Genomic DNA, 19,041 nt, shown 5'->3' on the forward strand with positions numbered 1-19,041 from the left:
TTTAAAACATACATTAACGATTGTTCGAAGCAAGCTCGCGAATGCGAGCCATAATGGCATCTGTTACTTGTTCAAGCATGTCTGGAGATGATTCCTCAATAAGTGCGGTAAGATCGACAGGCTTGCCGTAACAAACGACGATTTTGCTAAATGGTCTATACTTGCCGACAATGGCTACGGGAACTACAGCAGCGCCGCTTCTAACGGCAATCATGGCCGCGCCCTTCTTGGCTGCACCGGATTGATTGTTGCGTGAGCCCTCTGGGAAAATCCCCATTACATTGCCTTCCTTCAGCAGTGTGATCGCCGACTTAATGGCATCCTTGCTTACACCGCCGCGTTTCACGGGAAAAGCGCCAAACGCGCGAATGAGCGGACCAAACACCGGAACTCTAAACAATTCCTCTTTTGCCATAAAATACACCTTGCGCTTTACCTTGACGCCTACCGTAGGCGGGTCAAAATTACTCAGGTGATTTGAAGCAAGCACGACTGGACCGGTGGCAGGTATATTTTCCGTACCCCTTGCTTCCAATCGAAAGAGCAGCGTATACAGAACGCGCAGTAAAAAACGGAAAATAAGATATAACATAGTTTACTTCGCCTCCGCCATTTTGGTTCGGCTTAATTTCACAATTGTCTGAATGACTTCATCAATTGTCATGGCGGTACTATCGAGGACGATAGCGTCAGCAGCGCAAATTAACGGTGAAATATCGCGTTGCTCGTCCAAACGGTCACGTTCAGCAATCTCGGATTCCAATTGTTCCAACGTAATGCTTTGGCTGTCCACTATTTCACGGTAACGGCGAAGTGCCCGTTCCTTGACGGATGCGGTTAGAAAAATTTTCAATTCCGCTTGCGGCAGTACATGTGAGCCGATATCCCGGCCGTCCATTACGACACCTTTGCGTTCTGCAAGCTTGCGCTGCAGTACTCCGAGAACCTCACGTACAGTCTCGTTCGCTGCAATATGTGATACCTGCAGCGTCACCTCGCGCGAGCGAATCAATGCGGTTACATCTTCTCCGTTCACAAATACGGACTGGCCTTGCTCGCCAGGCTCAAGTTCAATCTCTAAAGATCTTACTAGTTCTGCAAGTTTGGCTGTCTGAGACACCGTTATTCCCGCTCGCTGGGCGCTGAGTGTTACAGCGCGATACATAGAGCCGGTATCGATGTACACATATCCAAGCTGCTCGGCGACTTTTCGTGCAACCGTGCTCTTGCCCGCGCCTGCCGGCCCGTCAATCGCAATGTTCATACGGTCGCTGTCACCTTCGTGATGCACCACTTAAGGTCAACCCCCTTTTAGTAGAGACGGCTGGCCGAATGCATGTAAGAATGCGACGCAAACCTCTCAAGAAAAAAGCAGGCTTTGCCTGCGAACGTGAAAATTATACCACACTATAAACGCAGATGCAAAAGCCAAGCGTCAGTTCAAGCGGGTTCCTTCCCGCTGATCCACGCCCGTTAGCCAATGCCGAACAACATTATTTTGCAAAGCTGCCTGCGAACATACCAATAAAATAACAAGCGTTATAATGATTTTCCGCAATACCGCACTAACGTCATCTGTTAGCTTTAACATCTGATTGCGGCTTCTTTTCTTGTGCAGCAGTTTCTTTATCACCTGGAAAATCCCCCTTCCTCTTTCCGGGTAGTTTTCCAAGTATCGCAAATGTTATTCACCGATTTCGATATTCTAGCTGCTTCTCAAAACAATACCGGATAACCTTCTGTCGTTCTGAGTCGTTTATACTGACATATTTGATCATAGCCTGCTTCCTTCCGGAATCAAGCTCTACTACCCTCACAATTTCTCCTTTAAAGAAAGCATGCTCGATGCTGCCGTTCTTGAAAGGCACGAGCAACCAGCATTCAAGCTGCTGCCCGGATGAAAGCGGCCATTTCCCATCGCAAATAAACGAAATTCCGCCGCCGCCCACATCATCCGTTTCACAAACGAATCTTAAATTACCGGCCGTTTTGATCGCAATTTCCAGCTCTGCCGGCACCCTAAGAAAGCTCCGCCGCTGAACCTTAGTTATACGGTCTGGTTCAGGCTTGCGGATCTTGATTAGCTTCACGCCGTCTTCCTTAAAACCGAGCACATGCGAATCGAAAAAACTTTTGATGCCATCCTCGGAAATAAAATAAACAGAAAGCTCATCGCCTAGAAAAAGTCGCTTGTAACGTCCGGATTTCTCGCTGATCGGAACTTCAATAAGAAATCCGTCTTCTTGGTCATCAGCAATCCGGGATTTGTATTCAATAGATGCTTCCTCTTCATCTGAAGAAGCGATCTGAAAGTGCAGCATTTGGTTCAATTTAGGCAACAAATTGGCTCCCCCCCATTTACATGCCATTATAACACGTCGATTTGAGGGGAGCCATATCGTTATTTGTCAGAAGCTGCCTTGGAATCGTAGGGAGACATTTCCTCAATGGATTCTTCTAAGCCTGTTTCTGAATTTACATAGATGCGGTAGAGCGAACCATTGATCTTACCTGTATATTCATAACATAATACTTCTTCGCCCAGATCGTTGTCGATTAGAGCTAATTGCTCCGATTGTACTTTCATTTCCGGATTTAGCGCCTTTTTCGCGTCTGCCTTTGTTAGAATTGGACTAGGAAGCTTCCTTTTGTGATGCTCATATACGTAATCATTTGCCTGCAAACCAACCGTCTGTCCATTGTCCAGCGCCACCTTCACAGTCAGCTTATCTGGATAAATGAGCACGCCGCTTTGCACACTGACGTAGGTGAATGCTCCCATATTGTTATGCAAATCGTAGCTGATGGCTTTCATTCCCGAGAAACCATGTTTGTCCAGGAAAGAATCCGCTGATGCTTTTGCTTTCTCAAGGTCTACCTTTTTCTCGCCAATGTCGCGCGAATTCATAAACCAAATGAGCTGTCCGCCCTTTTGCGTAAAATCCATTTGAAGCTTCTTGTCCTTGCCCTCGTTTACCGTCGCTGAGAAAGAAGCATATTCCGTCCCCTTCGCATTTTCGACAACGCGGATGTCCGCTTTCGGGTTTTGTGTGAATTTTGCGGCAAGCTTTTTGATATCCTCAGCGGTAACCATTTTCCCGCCCAACATTTTAATGGTCCGTTTTTGATACATGCTGCTGACAGAAGGACCCCAGTTGATTTCCGGGTACTCGCTCACTTTTTTGTCTACTGTCTTAAAGCCGTCAACAATCGTATTATCATTATTCGATTTCTCGGATGCCAGAGCAATTTCAACGTCCATCCATCTTAAATTATTCGCAAGCACTTCTTTTTGCATGCCGATTAATTCATTGGAAATTTGCTCGGAATTCGCGTACAGCGTCTTCATCGTCTTGAACTCATCTTGCGTAAGCGGCTGCTTTGTCAGGTCGCGGACAGCTGTTTTGTATGCAAAATTAGCTATACGCGATAAAAAGTCTTCCGCCTCGTTGAAAGGGAGCAGCGTAAGAGGAAGCTGGTTGATTTCATTTTGAGCCTCACTCGTTAAACGCCATACGTTCACTAGACCCTTTCGATGATAACTTTGCGAGGTGGAGTTAACCGCAAGGGTCGTGCCGAGCTGTTGGTGCAGCTGCTCGACATGATAGGTTAAGTCATGAAATGCCCGTTGATACTGATTTTCGGCTTTAATCAATATCGAGTTCTTTTCTTGATGCTCTTGATAGCCCCAATAAATTGCGCCTATGAAAAGCAAGGACATAATCGGAAATAGGATCGAGCTGAGTCGATGGTACATTATACAAAAGCTCCTTTCTTGTGCAAAACCTGGTTTTAGTTTGGTTTGCCTAAGGGAGCTTTATGCATCCATCTATTTAATTGTAACTACTTCATTTGTTTTCCTTTAAAACATGCCATGCTCCTCAATATCAAGATCATTGGCATTATTACAAATACACTGTTTAAAGCCGGTATCAATCGAGCCCTTTTCTCTCCGTCCGCGGAGCACGAATTTCTCTCCGCACACGTTGCACCGAATGGTTACCTTGATTCTTGCAGCCTCCATATGCGCCTCCTCAGCCATTATTCGAATGCCGTCTTTTCAGGCATTGCTATATAATGTAAGTATGGACGGATCAGCTACAGTTTAATCTCATCTTCACGGACCAAAAATCGAAAAGGAGAGCGTGAATTGGCATGATTCATCTTACGCAGTCCCCATACCCAAAGCGCGATCATGAAAGGAATGATGAACCACATCCAATTCGTCCGGACGGTAATCATAATCCAATCATAGGTACCATGTAAAAGGATCGGCAGCAATAGGGATATACTCAAAAAATATACACTTTTGTTCTTTGGAGCAAATTTCGCCTTCCCTAGGTAATACCCCATCATGATACCAAACAAGGCATGACCCGAAACCGGGAGCAATGCACGAACAAGCAGCGTACCGAAGGTTGCCGGCGAGTAGATCGCATATAGCACATTTTCAAGCGTGGCAAAGCCAAGCGAGATGGATGCCGCATAAACGATACCGTCATAAGGCTCATCAAATTCCGTGTGGCTGTATATAACGTGATAAAGCACAAACCATTTTACAAATTCCTCAACGCCGGCTGATTCTCCAAAAGCAAATAAAAACGAATGGTCACCAAGCCATAGCTGAAGACCGCGCTGAATAACCATTATCGGAACTACGACGAGAATGCCTAATACAAACATTCTCGCGACCATGTGGATCGGCTCGGCTTCGTAGCGATCTCTCAAATATAAATAAGTAAGCAGTGCTACGCCGGGCGCAACAGCTGCCGTTAAAACAGAGAACAACAGCATTCAGTCCCTACTTTCTTACACCCAGCCGCGATAGCGAACAGCTTCGGCTAATTTGCGAACGCCAGCCATATAGGCGGCCAACCGCATATCAATTTTACGGGTGCGGTGTATTTCGTACACTTGGTTGAACCCTCGGATCATCATAAGCTTCAGCTTATCGTCTACCTCTTGCTCATCCCAATAGTACCCTTGATTATTTTGCACCCATTCAAAGTAGGATACAATAACGCCGCCACTGCTTGCAAGAACATCCGGAATGAGCAGCACGCCTCTATCGGACAAGATTTTTGTCGCTTCCAGCGTCGTCGGGCCGTTTGCAGCCTCTACAATAATCGATGCGCGAATGCGCGGGGCATTCTGATCCGTGATCTGATTCTCGATTGCCGCAGGTACCAGAACATCGCAATCAAGCTCCAGCAGCTCTGCATTCGTAATCGTCTGCGTGAAAAGATTCGTCACGTTTCCAAATGAATCTCGACGATCGAGCAGATATTCGATATCGAGTCCATCTTCATTATACAACGCTCCGTTCACATCGGAAATACCTATGACGCGCGCACCGGCCTCATGCATGAATTTGGCAAGGTAGCTTCCGGCATTTCCAAAGCCCTGAATAACAATTCGCGAATTTTTCATTTCAATCTGCTTAATGTTTAGCGCTTCTTGAATCATAATGACAACTCCGCGTGCAGTAGCAGTCTCTCTTCCCTTGGAACCGCCTAGAACAAGCGGCTTTCCAGTAATGAAGCCAGGCGAATCAAATTCACGAATCCGACTGTATTCATCCATCATCCACGCCATAATCTGCGAATTCGTCATGACATCCGGTGCAGGAATATCTTTGCTTGGGCCTACAATTTGGCTTACCGCTCGAACGTAACCCCGGCTGAGGCGCTCTATTTCTCTAAACGACATCGTACGAGGATCGCAAATGACGCCGCCCTTGCCGCCGCCATAGGGTAAATCCGCAATCCCGCATTTTAGGCTCATCCATATCGATAAGGCTTTAACTTCATTTTCGGTGACGGCCGGATGAAATCGAACGCCGCCTTTGGTAGGTCCGACTGCATCATTATGCTGAGAACGGTAGCCGGTAAATACTTTTGTTGTGCCATCATCCATTCTAACCGGAATGCGTACGGTAAGCATCCTCAACGGCTCCTTAAGTAAGTCAATCATATCCTGATCATAGCCAAGTCTTCGCAGCGCTTGCTCAATTACAATTTGAGTAGAATGCAAAACATCATTTGCTTCTTTGTCACTCATTCCATTCACCGCCTTTGTCTACATCTAATATGAACGCCTTTCCTCTCCCGTATTCCATTAAAATGGCAGTTTACATACAAGAAGAGCATCGTGCAGACAAGAATCAGCCTGCAGATGCTCTTTCAAGGTACAAATTGTTAAAATTTAAAATGATTACATATTTCCCGAACCGCTTTCTCGGGCATAATCACTTTACCATATTCTTCCAACATGGCATAAGTAACCGAAGTTGCTTCACCATACTCCGCAAGCAAAGCGATCACAGCATTATGCCTCGAAGATTCAATGAGAGCAGGCTCCAATGCCAAAATGTACTTGCCGTTATAAGAGTACAATCGCCCGTCCTCAGTTAGGGCGGAGCTTTGCAATTGCTTGCAAACGGATATTACATCTTCAAATTCGCGGAAGGAGTACATGACGATGTCGCTTTGCTCAAGCGTCACTTCCATCTCGTATATTTCGTCTTCCGTGTCGTCATCTTCGGTTGCCCGATCGCCTGCATGACTGTTCATTTTGCCACGGGTGACAATCACTACCATACCTTGCGCGGGGAGGGCAAACACTTCGACCGCTAACGGGCCGCTGGCATCGAATCCAAGTTCACTATATGCTTGATCCATCATTTCACTGAATAGTTCGTGTACTTTTGGAATTTCGCGCCACATGTCGTCCTTCTGGATCCCCCGTTCCAGCAGGTCGTCGAACGTCAGGAAAATCCGTATCTTGTCCTGGCTCAGTCGTTCGATTTTCATGACAGGATCCTCCTCTGCAGCATCTGTTGTAATAACTTATGAATTTTTTAGTAAGATGTGATCGATTTGACCAAATCGTGCTATGTAACTACTTTATCATTTCTTTTCGACGATTGCACTAATATTGAACGAAAAAAAGAATCGTTTGACCGCATAGCATTTCTGCTTTGCGTCCCACGATTCCGCGAACTGACTGATTAATTAATGGGCTAACGCCGACGATTCCGCTTTGATCTTTTCCGCTTCCTTTTTCAATTGGGGATCACTATTTACAATAGCCTCAATCTGTCCCCAAGCGGCTTCGGATTTTGCGGCGGTATCGCCTGAATGCTTTGGGGAAAGCATAGACGCCTCATCCTTTATCGATCTGCTCATGATTTTAGAGACGGATTTCCGGGCAACTGAAGAACATAAATCCGATAACGCATGGCCTGCCCAAGAAACTGCGCCTGGCTGCTTCCGAGACATATAAACGGTGGCTGCAGCACCAATTAAACCTCCGACCAAAAAGCCACTTAATTTCATAATCGCATACACCTCTTCCTTGTTCAGCATTCGTCTTCATTAAATAGTTTGGCCGCTTCTCTGTGTGCTCATTCCTTATAAAATAAGGAAATCATTCTGGTTCTGAATTCTGAACATAAGCAAATATGATACAATAAGGTCGATTCAGCAGGAATAACAACTGAGTGAAGGAGGTTTCATCAAATGAAGAAAAGCCATCTAATCATCTCCAGCCTTCTTCTTGGAACGCTTCTGACGGCCTGCACCTCTCAGCAAACCAGCGGGAACCGGTCATCAGCAACTGAAATTACAACCGCCGTAACCCAAGAAACCGCTGCTAGCACGCCGACCATAACGGAAAATGATGCATCTAAGCTAAACGAAGAAGCTAATCCGACCCCTGAACCATCTGCCGAGGCAGAGATCAAGAACACGGCTCCCCTTTATTCGATGAACGAGGTTTACCGTTTCGTCCCAATCGAACAAAACACGACGAACAAAGTGGTTTTACTGACCTTCGATGACGGACCAAAGGATCAGGAAGTATTAACTAGCTTATTGGATACGCTTGACAAGCATGAGGCAAAAGCAATATTTTTCGTGAACGGCTATCGGGTGAAACAAAACCCTGATTTATTGAAGCTGATTGATGAACGCGGCCAAACGATAGGCAATCACTCCTGGGATCACATTATTTTAAAAAATGAAACAGAGGCCGTCGTTGAAAAGCAAATATACGATGTTCAAGCTGCTGTCGAAGCATTGGTCGATAAAAAGCCGTTATTTTTCCGGCCTCCCTACGGCTCTGGCGGAGATACGGTAAAAAAAATAGCAAAAAACCACGGCATGCTTTACATGACGTGGTCAAATGGTTCGCTCGATTGGGATAAATCAGCCAAGGATAAGCCGGAAGTCGTTATCAAAAACGTGCTGGAGCAGCTTCATCCGGGTGCAAATATTCTCATGCATGAGCTAAAGTGGACCGCCGATTCGCTCGATGAATTGCTTACTGCACTAGAAAATAAAGGCTACGGCTTTATTGATCCTGCCAGCATCAATATTAATCCGTAAATTTTAAACCATACCAGAATAACCCTCCAACTAAGCTTACAAACAACACGAATAAAAGATTATAATACCATTTCGTTACTTTATAATTGCTCGAAGGATGTTTTTTTCGCCTGGGCGGCAGAGCTTCTCCTTCATTGGAATTCGTTCCGATGCTGGACGGCGCGGCCGTCTCTTCATGCTGACGTGCTGCTCTCGAATTTCCAAACTTTTCTTTCCTGCTCATGACTCCCTCCTGAAACGTATAATCAACCCCATAATAAAATCAATTAGAAAATGAGCGATAATCGGCGCCAAAATTGAACCAGATTGCATATAGATCCATCCGAGTCCGTAGCTTATCGAGAACACAAGACCTGTTGGGATCCAGTGTTTTAAATATCTAACATGAATAGTAGCAAAAATAATGCTTGTCCAATAGGGACCAATGGCATGTTGTATCGCTCCGCGAAAGAGAAGCTCCTCGCATATCGCGACAACCAAGGATAGAACAGCTATATGCCAAACCGGACGCGTACGGAAAATACGCTCATTTACACCTCCGTCATCGCTTGCTTCCTCAGGCACAAATCGAGATATGAGCAAATCAACGACAATAACTGCAGCTGCCAGTCCCGCTCCCCAATAGACATATGAAAGCTCCTTCGGCGGTGTAAATAAAGAAAACAAATTTTGGTGCTGAAATAATACCCATATTAAACCGATAATAAAAGTAAACGCTTGAGTCGCGTATAGGTTGATGAGCAGCATACGGTCATCCAGATCGTCAACGGACACCTTTCGGATGCGAATATTTCGAATATCAAATTTTTTCATAACTTCCCGCCTGTCTGGAACGTTCGTATTTTCTTTTTCGACCTTTTCACCTATACTGATAGGACAAATCGACAGTATAATTTTTTTACATAGAAGGAGATAGAGATAGAGATGGAAAAACGATTAACGACAACTGCAATGCTATTCAGTGTAGGCTTTGTGTTTATGCTTGTTTGCTCAGTCGGCGCTTTTTTCTACGGTATCCAAATCGGAACTGAAAAGACAGAAGCCAAGTATGAAAAAGATGAAGAAGGCACGATACAAGCCTCCGCTTCTGTAAGCCCTTACCAACAGCAGGATTTGGTTTCTTTCTATCATACTGTATTTTTACCTTACCGTGAATTTCAAAACGAATGGTTTACGGCAATGAACAAATTATCGCAAGGAAAAACAAATGAAGCAACTTCAATGTTTAAAGATTTGGCAAGTTTAGCCGATGATAAAGCTAAGGAAGCGAGCTCGGTCGACATGCAGCGCTCTCCACTGCTTGGACAAGCCCAAGTCAGCTATATCCGCAGTCTCAAGCTTTTCAAAGACGCTTCTATAAAAGCGGCGACTAATGCCAAGACTCAAACCTATAATGAGCTGAAGAAAAACATCGATCAAGAAAAAAACTACCTATCTGCTTCCCAATTTGCACTGAGCGCGCAGCAAACTTATTATTCCGCGATGCTGAAATGGGCAGCTACAGTAGATCTTGATATTCCTTCGGACTATAAGTCGCCGGCTCTGCTTGAGCTGACACAGTGGAAAAATCTAACAATAACGATCAAAAATAAATTAATGGCCGATCAGCTGTTGACTCGCAAAAAGCTTACTTCTTATTATCCGCAGGACTTAACTAGCCGCGTTGACGAGTTTGTCGAATCGGGACAAGCATCCAAAATGAAGGTTCATACCGTTTCAGCCGTTGTTGATCTCCTTATCAATACGGAAGCTGTCCGGTCAGGTGATTTTACTGAAAGCAAGTCACGCCTTTACGAGCAAGCACTGCTTCCTCAGCTGCCATTTTTCACTTCAGAAACGAATTAATTAGTCATATTGAAATCCTTTTAACGAGGCTATTGCTGCCATCCCGCCGGTAACGTTGTGGAGGCCGCTATAGCCTTGTTTTTCTAAATAATCGCAAACCGCTGCGCTGCGAACCCCGTGCGCGCAAATAATGTAGATGGGCTTTGAATCATTCACTTCGTTCAAACGTGCGGGTATCGTATTCATAGGTATTAATACGGAATTCTCTAAATGATAATAATCCCATTCAAAATCTTCTCTCACATCTATAATTTGGTTTGCTTCAACTTCTCCGCTGTTTAGCAAATCAAGCATCAATTGAGGAGTCACATCCTGCCATTTTTCCACGTAAAAAGACCTCCCATGTCATATTTTGTTGTTTATGATGCTAGAATCATAACGAAATTTTCACAATTCAGCAAGTTTGAGGATTGCTTTTCCACACCCCCTTGCATTAAAATAGAAAAGTCTGAGATCGATGATCAAACTCTCGTCCCGCTGCTGCACAACGGTGCCGGGTAGAGGGTTTTTCTGTTCATATTAAGCGAAGCCTTCAAGCTTCGCCCCAATTTAGGAGGCATGCTTCACATGTTTAAAGTGTTAGTTTCCGATCCAATTAGCGATTTGGGCATTCAGCAGCTTGTTGATGCGTCAGATGTCGCAGTCGACAAAAAGCCTGGATTAAGCGAAGACGAATTAGTAGCCATCATCGGCGAATACGACGCGTTGCTCGTACGCAGCCAAACGCGTGTTACCGCTAAGATAATGGAAGCTGGTAAACAACTGAAAGTCGTTGGACGTGCAGGTGTAGGTGTCGATAATATCGACCTTGACGCAGCAACCCAACGTGGAATTATCGTAATCAATGCACCAGACGGCAATACGATCACGACCTGTGAGCATACTTTTGCAATGATGATGGCAGTTGCCCGTCATATTCCACAAGCTTACATGAAAACCGTTGGCGGTACATGGGATCGCAAATCTTTCCTTGGCGTTGAGCTTCGCGGCAAAACATTAGGCGTGCTCGGCATGGGACGTATCGGAAGCGAAGTTGCCAAACGCGCAAAAGCTTTCGGCATGGACATCATGGGCTACGATCCGTTTATGACGGAAGAAAGAGCAGAAAAAATCGGTGTTAAGCTGGCTAGCGTGGATGACATTGTTCGCAATGCTGATTTCATGACCGTACATACGCCGCTTACAACGGAAACACGCCATATGATTGGCAAAGCACAATTTGAAGTCATGAAGCCGGGCATGCGCATCGTAAACTGCGCACGCGGCGGAATTATCGATGAAATTGCATTGGTTGATGCTGTAGATGCCGGTATTGTTGCAGGCGCAGCATTCGATGTATTCGAAATTGAACCTCCTGCTGATGATCATCCGTTCTTGGGACATCCAAAAATTATCGTGACGCCGCATCTTGGCGCTTCAACTGTTGAAGCACAAGAAAACGTTGCAATCGATGTTTCGGAGCAGGTCCTTCACATTCTGCGCAGCGAGCCGTTCATCAATGCGGTTAACATGCCTCCGATTCCTGCTAACCTGCAAAGTATTCTTCAACCTTACTTCACGCTTGGCGAGAAGCTTGGTAACTTTATTGCGCAGTCAACGGAAGGTGCGGTCATTGAAATCGTTGTCGGCTATGCCGGTGAGCTTGCAGAGGTAGATACTCAGCCGCTTACTAGACATATCGTTCGCGGCGTTCTTGCTCATCACCTGGGGTCCGAGCAAGTTAATGTCGTTAACTCCCTGCATCTTGCAAAGGTTCGCGACGTAAATATCGTGATTCAGAAATCACACGCTTCGAAGGATTTCACTAACCTTGTAACGGTATCGCTTCGCACGAAGAAGGAAGAGCGCGTCGTTTCCGGCACATTGCTGACAGGTTATGGTCCTCGTATCGTACAAATTGATAAGTACCCTGTGGACGTTACGCCAGAAGGCAACCTGATTCTGATCTCGCATAACGATAAGCCTGGTATCATCGGCCGCGTAGGTACTCTTCTCGGCAATAATGACGTCAACATCGCTACGATGCAAGTAGGTCGTCAGCTCGTTGGCGGATCGGCGATCATGGTGCTTAGAGTCGATAAAGCTACACCAAAAGAAGTGCTTGAGCAGTTGACGAGCATGCCTGAACTTAATACCGCAAAAGAAATCACTCTTTTTTAAATCGTATACAATAAAATGACAAGAAAAGAGCCAATCGAATGATTCGATTGGCTCTTTTTGTTTCACGAGCAACAAGAATTATCTGCTGTATTCTACAAAAAAAGCGCCCCCTTAGGAGCGCTGTGACAACTACTGATGAGCTTCGACAGGGATCAGTAACGTAAACGAAGTTCCCGTTCCAGCACTGCTCTCGACAACTATTCGTCCATGATGCAGGTCGATTAGATTTTTAACAATGGCAAGACCAAGACCGGTACCGCTTGAAGAACCGCGTTTACGCGCTTTATCCGCCTTGTAAAAGCGTTCAAAGATATAAGGCACATCTTCAGAAGGGATCCCTTGGCCCTCGTCTCTTACGCTAAGCTGAACATACTGGCTGCCATTGACATTCTCATGCTTGCCGGCAATGGAAATTGATTTTCCTGAAGGGGTATGCCGCAGCGCATTATCGAGCAGGTTAGTTAAAACTTGCTCCAACCTGTCCTCGTCCGCTTCTTTAACCAGCAGCGGCTCCTGCGGCAATTCCGCAAGCAGCCTCACCTCGCGTTCCTTTGCATACACCTGGAATTTCCGATGTACCCGTTTAAGAACATGACTAAGATCGACCTTTTGGAAGTTCATATCAACGTGACCTGCTTCCATGCGGGCAATATCCAGAAAATCATTCACCAGTCTGCCCATACGAAGCGATTCGTCATAAATAACCTGAACTAGCTCTTTCCGATCTTCTTCAGAAACCACAATGTCATCTAGCAAAGCTTCGCTATAACCTTGAAGCATAGAGAGCGGAGTTCTGATCTCATGGGAAATGTTAGCCACAAAATCTCTTCTGAGCTTCTCGAGCTTATGCTCCTCCGTCACATTCCGAATGACCGCGACTGCCCCCCGAATGACCCCTTTAGACTGAAGCGGAGCCATTACGGCTGACCAAACGCTGCTTAATACATGCACCTTATCCGTCGCATCGCGCCCTTCTTCCATGACGCTCTGAAACAGCTCTCGCAGCGGCATAGGAACCTCGCTGTAGGAAGATGAGCTTTCAAATAAATCTTCCTGCCAAGCCTTCTCAACGCCTGACCACTGATTAATCAGCAAGTGTCCGCTCGGATTGGTCAGAATTATTTTTCCATCGGCATCAAAAGTTATAACCGAATCGCCCATGCTTCGCAAAATGCTCGCAAGATGATTTTTTTCATGGTTTAAATCATGAATGAGCTTATCCAGCTGCTCCGTCATATGATTAAAGGTTTGCGCCAGTTCTCCTATCTCATCGCTGGAGCGTATATCCACTCTTGTAGAGTAATTCCCCTGCGAGATGGAGACGGCAGCGTCTTTCAGCTGCAGCAGCGGCTGCTGAATCTTCTTGGATAGGAAAAACGCAAAAAAGGTAGATAATAAAAAGCCGATAATCGCAGTTAAGACGAACAGCACTTTCACTTGATGCGTATTGGTTTCAACCCAGATGTCAACGTACTGCAGTAAAAACACACCAACAATCAAAAGTACAACAGCAACAAGCAGCATAATGGTCGCCCAGAGCTTGCCAACTACGCTGCGCCAGAGCTTGCCTGCCAAACGCTGCCACAAGCCCATTTACTTAGGCACCTCTAGCTTATAGCCAACGCCCCACACGGTGGTTATCATTGACGCCGCATCAGGAGACACCTTATTCAATTTCTCTCTTAAACGTTTAACATGGGTATCAACCGTACGTAAATCGCCAAAAAACTCGTAATTCCAAACATCCTTAAGCAGTTCTTCACGTGAAAACACTTTATCGGGCGACACTGCCAAGTAATGCAGCAGCTCATATTCTTTAGGCGTTAAGCTCACTTCATGTCCCCCTGCGGTTACACGGTGAGCATCATGCTCGATAATGAGATGAGGGAACACAATGTTATTGCTTGAATTGATCTCTTTGGTTAGAAACGCCGTAGCAGATGAACGTCTTAATATCGCTTTTACACGGTATATGACTTCGCGAGGGCTAAATGGTTTAACCACATAATCGTCTGCTCCAACCTCAAATCCCTGTACTCGGTTCATCTCTTCGCCTTTTGCGGTTAGCATAATAACTGGGGTTGCCTTTACTTGACGCAAGCGGGAGCATACCTCTACGCCGTCAATTCCCGGAAGCATCACATCAAGCAAGATGAGCGCATAATCGGTATTCGAAGCTAATCTAAGAGCTGTTTCACCGTCTTCAGCTTCATCGATTGTATAGCCTTCCTTCTCTAAATACATCTTGAGCAGTCGACGAATGCGTTCTTCATCATCTACGACCAATATACGGCTTGAATAATCAGACATAAGGCAATACTCCTCTCAATCTAAATACTAAACACCAGAATAGGAATGTAAACCTGCAATGACAAGGTTAACGCCCACGAGCGTGAACAATACGACGACAAAGCCGATTACTGCGAGCCAAGCGGAACGTTTTCCTTGCCAGCCGCGCGATAATCGGAAGTGCAAGTAAGCACTGTAATACAGCCATGTAATAAGGGCCCAAACTTCCTTCGGATCCCAGCCCCAGAAACGGCCCCATGCTATATTGGCCCAGATCATGGCGAATATCAAGGCTCCTAGCGTGAAAATTGGAAACCCGATCGCTATCGATCTGTAGCTGATTTCATCCAAATCTTCGGGGTCAACACCCTCCATAACCGGATGTATAACTGCGCCGAGCGGCTTGCGGAACACGAGACGCAGCAATCCGTAAAGCAAGGAGCCAGCGATGATTGACCAAACAACGGTATTAAGCTTGCGACCCGAATTCGCGCCATTCATCCAATAAGGAGCTTCAAACAAGGGCTCCTTCATGCCAAGGAAAGTATCATACTTAACGATATCGCTATTATAAGGCTTAACGATTGGCGGCAGCGAATAATCGACTGTTTCCGTAGTCGTCGTCTCAATTCCTTTTCCATCGATGCTAGACTTTTCTTGAATAAATTGCGCTTCGTAGCCTGCTCCACGGAATGCAAAGACAGCTACGATAAAGCCTACGATTAGAATAATCGAGTATAACGAGAATTCCACCCAAAACTGCGCTTTTTTTGCTTCCTTCGTTTTGCCTTTAAAATCGACTACACGAAGCAGGTACATGAGGCCTGCGGCGAAACCAACCGCAAAAAACGCCTCGCCCAGCGCTGCTGTAGTGACATGCACTTTGAGCCAATAGTTATTAAGAGCCGGTATCAACGGCTGTACTTCTTGCGGAAATACAGATGCGTATGCAACGATAATAACCGTGAGCGGCAGTGAGAACATACCTAGCAAAGGTTTTCTATAGATGGCAAATACAATTGTAAAAGCAATCATGATTGCCATTCCGAGGAAGGTCATAAATTCATACATATTACTCGTTGGAATTTGCCCGCTGCCTGCCCATCTTGTGAAGAAGAAGGTCAGATGCGAGGCTAATCCAAGACTCGACGTGATAAATGCAATGCGTCCCCAGCGTTTCTCGTGCTGCAAAGGGTCACGGTTACTCCATTTCTTACCTGCAATCGCGATTACATAAAACATAAAAGCAAAACAATAAAGAAAAAATGCGACGATAAATGCGTCGCTGCTAAAATCAACTAAACTCACGCGCTGTTCCCTCCGTTATCAAGCGACTTCGGATCTACGGTTATCCCTATTTTTTGAAGCGCTCCCGCTACATCTGAGCGCATACCGTACCAGTTTTTGTTTGTGTGAGCACCCAATGAAAGCTCGCCGTCATCAATGCGCAGCCATATCCGGCGATGCTGCCAATAAGATCCCATCAACAGTCCGATCATCGAGAAGGCTGCTCCGATCCATACATAAGGCAGCGCCTTGTCCATACGCACATTTAAGTAAGTTGACGCTTCCGAAAAATCTACATTTTCCATCCCGTCGACGCGTATTTCAATTTTATCCGCGATAGCATGATTGATCGCATCCTGCGAAAACTTTACCTTATCCTTCTGCATAGGGAAATACATATACGGCTCGCCATTAGGTTCAAGTCCAGGTCCTTTAACGTTAAAGACGAACGCCGGAGCAATCGGATCACGGGACAAGGTCGTTGGTTCGCCATTGTCGCCAATAGCGAATTCCATGTAATTGGCATACAAATCAAGCGTGTATGGACCAAGCTTATGCTGCAAGGCCGAATCCTTCATGGGAAGATCAAACGGCCCGTATTTTTCCCCTGTCTCCTTGTTTACGAGAATAGGATGAACGGCATTTAAACGAGGCGTCGTATCAAAGTCAAATTGATACAGCTTTAACCCCTTATACTTTAGCGGCTCGTTCACAATGATATTATGCCGCTTAACTTCTTTGAGCTCTGGCTGTTGCGATTGATCCGAACAGTTGCTCAAGCATTCATAAAGCACCGCTTTTGTTTCAAAAAGCTTTGCGCGTGCTGTGCCTTTAAGCTTATCAGGCAGCTCATCGTCCTTGTAATACTCAACGGTAAACTTTTCATTCTTGACAAAATAATTCGTGTCCGCGATTTGTACGGTATCACCGTCGGGAATCGTTATGTAGCTGTCCATTTGCCAGCTAGGAATGCTCCTTGCCAAAATAGCCAAGAGAAACAAGATTAGCCCGATATGGTTAATGTAAGGACCCCAGCGGCTAAAACGATTTTTCTCCGCGAGCAGCGCGGAACCGTCGCGATGGATGCGGTAGCCCTTTCGCTTGAGCTGCTCTCCGAATTTCTCCACCCAATGCTCCTCATTGCCTTCTATGGACTGCTTGTACACAGTCTTTTGGCGATGAATGAACTGTAAGTGCTTGCGAATTTGCTGCTTGCTCAGCGCACGGTATAACGGCAGCACCCGATCCAAACTGCAAATGACAAGCGACGTCCCGATCATGACCAGCAACCCAATGAACCACCAGGTTTCGTACGTATGCGTCAATCCAAACAAATAATAAAGCTTGCCCGGCAGTCCGTACGTCTCCTCGTAATAAACTGAAGGATCAAAGTTATTTAGAAAGGTGTTTTCCTGCGGATAAATTGTTCCTAACATTGCTGTCAAAAAAGTAATGACGATTAAATAAATCGCAATCTTGACGGAGGAGAAAAAATTCCATATCTTATCAATGAAATTCGGATTGCTCTTCTGTGAACGACGGGCAACCCCGTCATACCTCATTTCAAGAGGCAAGTCAGAAATATCATTGTTCTCGAGCGGCTTTCCACAGCTCTCGCAAAGAACGGTGCCAACCGAATTCTGATGGCCGCACTCGCATTTTGTGTTCTCAACCACTAACACAGTAAAACCTCCTACAGCTTAAGCAGCCTTTCAATCCGTTCGTCTATCTCTACTTCTGTCATACCGCCTACTTTGATTTCCATTATTGTCCCGTCCGGATTAATGAAAAAAGTAGTCGGATAGGATTTTAATCCATAGCTGCGTTCCGTTTTCCGATTGACGTCACGCAAAATCGGATAATTCAAATCAAAGCGGTGAACAAAATTGTTCACGGTTAACGTATCTTCGCTTAAATTAATAGCTAAGATAACGAGTCCTTGATCCTTCCATTTTGCATACTGTCTCTCGAACTCCGGCATTTCCTTCACGCAGGGCGGACAGAACGTGCCCCAGAAATTAACGACGACAGCTTTGCCTTCATAATCGGACAATTGCCGAGAGTTCCCCTCAAGATCAACAAGCTTAAAAGCCGGCGGCTTGTCGCCTTCTTTCAGAGGACCTTTGTCATCCGCGGCAAATAAGGTAGATCCTATTGCATACCCACCAATGATCAAGACGGCAATCAGTATGACAACTTGAACCGTCTTGCGCGATTTTCCCATAATTGAATTCACCACCAGCTTCTGTCTATGCAGTCACGAATATTACCATTATAACGAAAAGTCGACGGCAATTACTGCCGCCGTCGATTACTTTTTATGAACTTTATGTGTCTTGCTGTTCGCAATGTCAAGCAATTCTTTGATTTCCTGCGGCGTTAAATGACGATACTTACCTCTGCCTAGATTTTCAAGTCCAAGCTCGCCAAAACGTATCCGTTTCAATCTCGTCACCTTATGTCCAATCGCTTCGAACATCCGGCGAACCTGACGGTTGCGGCCTTCAAAGATCGTAATCGTAATCGTTGCTTCATTTCCGTCCGTGTCCACATCATGATATTCCACTTCAGCAGGAGCGGTCATGCCGTCTTCCAGCTTGATCCCCTTTTGCAGCTGCTCCAGCGCCGTTCCATGAGGAACGCCTTTAACCGTTGCACGATAGGTTTTCGGAACATGATGACTCGGATGTGTTAATAAATTGGCGAATTCACCATCATTTGTTAGGAGAAGAAGCCCTTCCGTATCATAATCCAATCGCCCGACCGGATATACTCTCTCTTTGATCCCTGGCAAGAAGTCAGAAACCACTTTGCGGCCTTGAGGATCCTTGGCGCTTGTGATAACTCCCTTGGATTTGTTGAGCATGAGATATAGCTTCTTCTCGCTTCGAATCGGCTTGCCATTAACTGTAATGGCATCGACTGAAGGATCGGCTTTCACGCCAAGCGTCGTGATCTTCTCACCGTTAACCTCAACCATCCCTGCCAAAATCATTTCTTCACACTTGCGACGGGATGCGATTCCCGCTGCGGCTAATATTTTCTGTAAACGTTCCAATGCTTTCACCTCAAT

Annotated in this window: 22 protein-coding genes; 3 read left to right on the top strand and 19 right to left on the bottom strand. The window is 45.6% G+C overall.

Going from position 1 to position 19,041, the window contains the following annotated elements; genetic code table 11:
- Positions 1-13 precede the first annotated feature (13 nt).
- The 10 genes from RCO25_RS13355 to RCO25_RS13400 all read right to left on the bottom strand — a co-directional run bounded on the left by RCO25_RS13355 (position 14) and on the right by RCO25_RS13400 (position 7,337).
- Positions 14-592: a lysophospholipid acyltransferase family protein gene (locus tag RCO25_RS13355; protein ID WP_308996643.1), complete on the bottom strand. Its 579-nt coding sequence runs from the start codon at positions 590-592 to the stop codon at positions 14-16.
- A 3-nt stretch (positions 593-595) separates the two neighbouring features.
- Entirely contained in the window at positions 596-1,264 is a 669-nt protein-coding gene (cmk, locus tag RCO25_RS13360; protein WP_308996740.1) for a (d)CMP kinase, read from the bottom strand.
- A gap of 171 nt (positions 1,265-1,435) precedes the next feature.
- A complete protein-coding gene (locus tag RCO25_RS13365; RefSeq protein WP_308996644.1) occupies positions 1,436-1,633 on the bottom strand; it encodes a hypothetical protein in 198 nt (65 codons plus the stop codon).
- Positions 1,634-1,688: 55 nt separating this feature from the next.
- Positions 1,689-2,342, bottom strand: a complete 654-nt coding sequence (locus RCO25_RS13370) for a flagellar brake protein (RefSeq protein WP_308996645.1) — start codon at positions 2,340-2,342, stop codon at positions 1,689-1,691.
- A gap of 59 nt (positions 2,343-2,401) precedes the next feature.
- Positions 2,402-3,757, bottom strand: a complete 1,356-nt coding sequence (gene ypeB, locus RCO25_RS13375; protein ID WP_308996646.1) for a germination protein YpeB — start codon at positions 3,755-3,757, stop codon at positions 2,402-2,404.
- A 105-nt stretch (positions 3,758-3,862) separates the two neighbouring features.
- Positions 3,863-4,024, bottom strand: a complete 162-nt coding sequence (locus RCO25_RS13380) for a hypothetical protein (RefSeq protein ID WP_308996647.1) — start codon at positions 4,022-4,024, stop codon at positions 3,863-3,865.
- 74 nt (positions 4,025-4,098) lie between these two features.
- Complete coding sequence (prsW, locus tag RCO25_RS13385; RefSeq protein ID WP_308996648.1) at positions 4,099-4,794, bottom strand: glutamic-type intramembrane protease PrsW; 696 nt, start codon at positions 4,792-4,794, stop codon at positions 4,099-4,101.
- A gap of 15 nt (positions 4,795-4,809) precedes the next feature.
- The gene (locus tag RCO25_RS13390; protein WP_308996649.1) at positions 4,810-6,060 is read right to left on the bottom strand and encodes a Glu/Leu/Phe/Val family dehydrogenase; all 1,251 of its coding nucleotides are present in this window, start codon (positions 6,058-6,060) and stop codon (positions 4,810-4,812) included.
- A gap of 137 nt (positions 6,061-6,197) precedes the next feature.
- Entirely contained in the window at positions 6,198-6,812 is a 615-nt protein-coding gene (locus tag RCO25_RS13395) for a genetic competence negative regulator (protein ID WP_308996650.1), read from the bottom strand.
- 201 nt (positions 6,813-7,013) lie between these two features.
- Positions 7,014-7,337, bottom strand: coding sequence for a hypothetical protein (locus RCO25_RS13400; protein ID WP_308996651.1), 324 nt, complete (start codon positions 7,335-7,337; stop codon positions 7,014-7,016).
- Between the two features lie 183 nt (positions 7,338-7,520).
- Here RCO25_RS13400 and RCO25_RS13405 point away from each other — a divergent pair, with 183 nt between their 5' ends.
- Positions 7,521-8,387, top strand: coding sequence for a polysaccharide deacetylase family protein (locus RCO25_RS13405; RefSeq protein WP_308996652.1), 867 nt, complete (start codon positions 7,521-7,523; stop codon positions 8,385-8,387).
- Here the strand turns inward: RCO25_RS13405 and RCO25_RS13410 are convergent.
- Positions 8,377-8,610, bottom strand: a complete 234-nt coding sequence (locus RCO25_RS13410) for a hypothetical protein (protein WP_308996653.1) — start codon at positions 8,608-8,610, stop codon at positions 8,377-8,379. The genes RCO25_RS13405 and RCO25_RS13410 overlap by 11 nt on opposite strands.
- Positions 8,607-9,200 (bottom strand): CPBP family intramembrane glutamic endopeptidase, encoded by a 594-nt coding sequence (locus RCO25_RS13415; RefSeq protein WP_308996654.1) that lies wholly within the window; start codon positions 9,198-9,200, stop codon positions 8,607-8,609. The genes RCO25_RS13410 and RCO25_RS13415 overlap by 4 nt, the downstream gene beginning before the upstream one ends.
- Positions 9,201-9,311: 111 nt before the next feature.
- Here RCO25_RS13415 and RCO25_RS13420 point away from each other — a divergent pair, with 111 nt between their 5' ends.
- Entirely contained in the window at positions 9,312-10,232 is a 921-nt protein-coding gene (locus RCO25_RS13420) for a hypothetical protein (RefSeq protein WP_308996655.1), read from the top strand.
- Here RCO25_RS13420 and RCO25_RS13425 read toward each other — a convergent pair whose 3' ends face one another.
- Entirely contained in the window at positions 10,233-10,559 is a 327-nt protein-coding gene (locus tag RCO25_RS13425; protein WP_308996656.1) for a rhodanese-like domain-containing protein, read from the bottom strand.
- A 240-nt stretch (positions 10,560-10,799) separates the two neighbouring features.
- Between RCO25_RS13425 and serA the strand changes: the two genes are divergently transcribed.
- Positions 10,800-12,392, top strand: coding sequence for a phosphoglycerate dehydrogenase (serA, locus tag RCO25_RS13430; protein ID WP_308996657.1), 1,593 nt, complete (start codon positions 10,800-10,802; stop codon positions 12,390-12,392).
- 129 nt (positions 12,393-12,521) lie between these two features.
- On the opposite strand, the gene RCO25_RS13435 is transcribed toward serA, so the two are convergent.
- The 6 genes from RCO25_RS13435 to RCO25_RS13460 all read right to left on the bottom strand — a co-directional run bounded on the left by RCO25_RS13435 (position 12,522) and on the right by RCO25_RS13460 (position 19,026).
- Positions 12,522-13,985 (bottom strand): HAMP domain-containing sensor histidine kinase, encoded by a 1,464-nt coding sequence (locus RCO25_RS13435; protein ID WP_308996658.1) that lies wholly within the window; start codon positions 13,983-13,985, stop codon positions 12,522-12,524.
- A complete protein-coding gene (locus tag RCO25_RS13440; RefSeq protein ID WP_308996659.1) occupies positions 13,986-14,702 on the bottom strand; it encodes a response regulator transcription factor in 717 nt (238 codons plus the stop codon).
- Between the two features lie 27 nt (positions 14,703-14,729).
- Positions 14,730-15,989 carry a cytochrome c biogenesis protein CcsA gene (gene ccsA / locus RCO25_RS13445; protein WP_308996660.1) on the bottom strand — a complete coding sequence of 420 codons (1,260 nt, stop codon included), beginning with the start codon at positions 15,987-15,989 and terminating at the stop codon, positions 14,730-14,732.
- Complete coding sequence (resB, locus tag RCO25_RS13450; protein ID WP_308996741.1) at positions 15,986-17,644, bottom strand: cytochrome c biogenesis protein ResB; 1,659 nt, start codon at positions 17,642-17,644, stop codon at positions 15,986-15,988. Before resB ends, ccsA begins: the two co-directional genes overlap by 4 nt.
- 17 nt (positions 17,645-17,661) lie before the next feature.
- Positions 17,662-18,192, bottom strand: a complete 531-nt coding sequence (gene resA, locus RCO25_RS13455) for a thiol-disulfide oxidoreductase ResA (protein WP_308996661.1) — start codon at positions 18,190-18,192, stop codon at positions 17,662-17,664.
- Positions 18,193-18,279: 87 nt separating this feature from the next.
- On the bottom strand, positions 18,280-19,026 hold the full coding sequence (locus RCO25_RS13460) for a pseudouridine synthase (protein ID WP_308996742.1): 747 nt from the start codon (positions 19,024-19,026) through the stop codon (positions 18,280-18,282).
- Positions 19,027-19,041 lie beyond the last annotated feature (15 nt).

It is taken from the genome of Paenibacillus sp. LHD-38 (genome assembly GCF_031157315.1).
In the GTDB taxonomy this organism is placed as follows: domain Bacteria; phylum Bacillota; class Bacilli; order Paenibacillales; family Paenibacillaceae; genus Pristimantibacillus.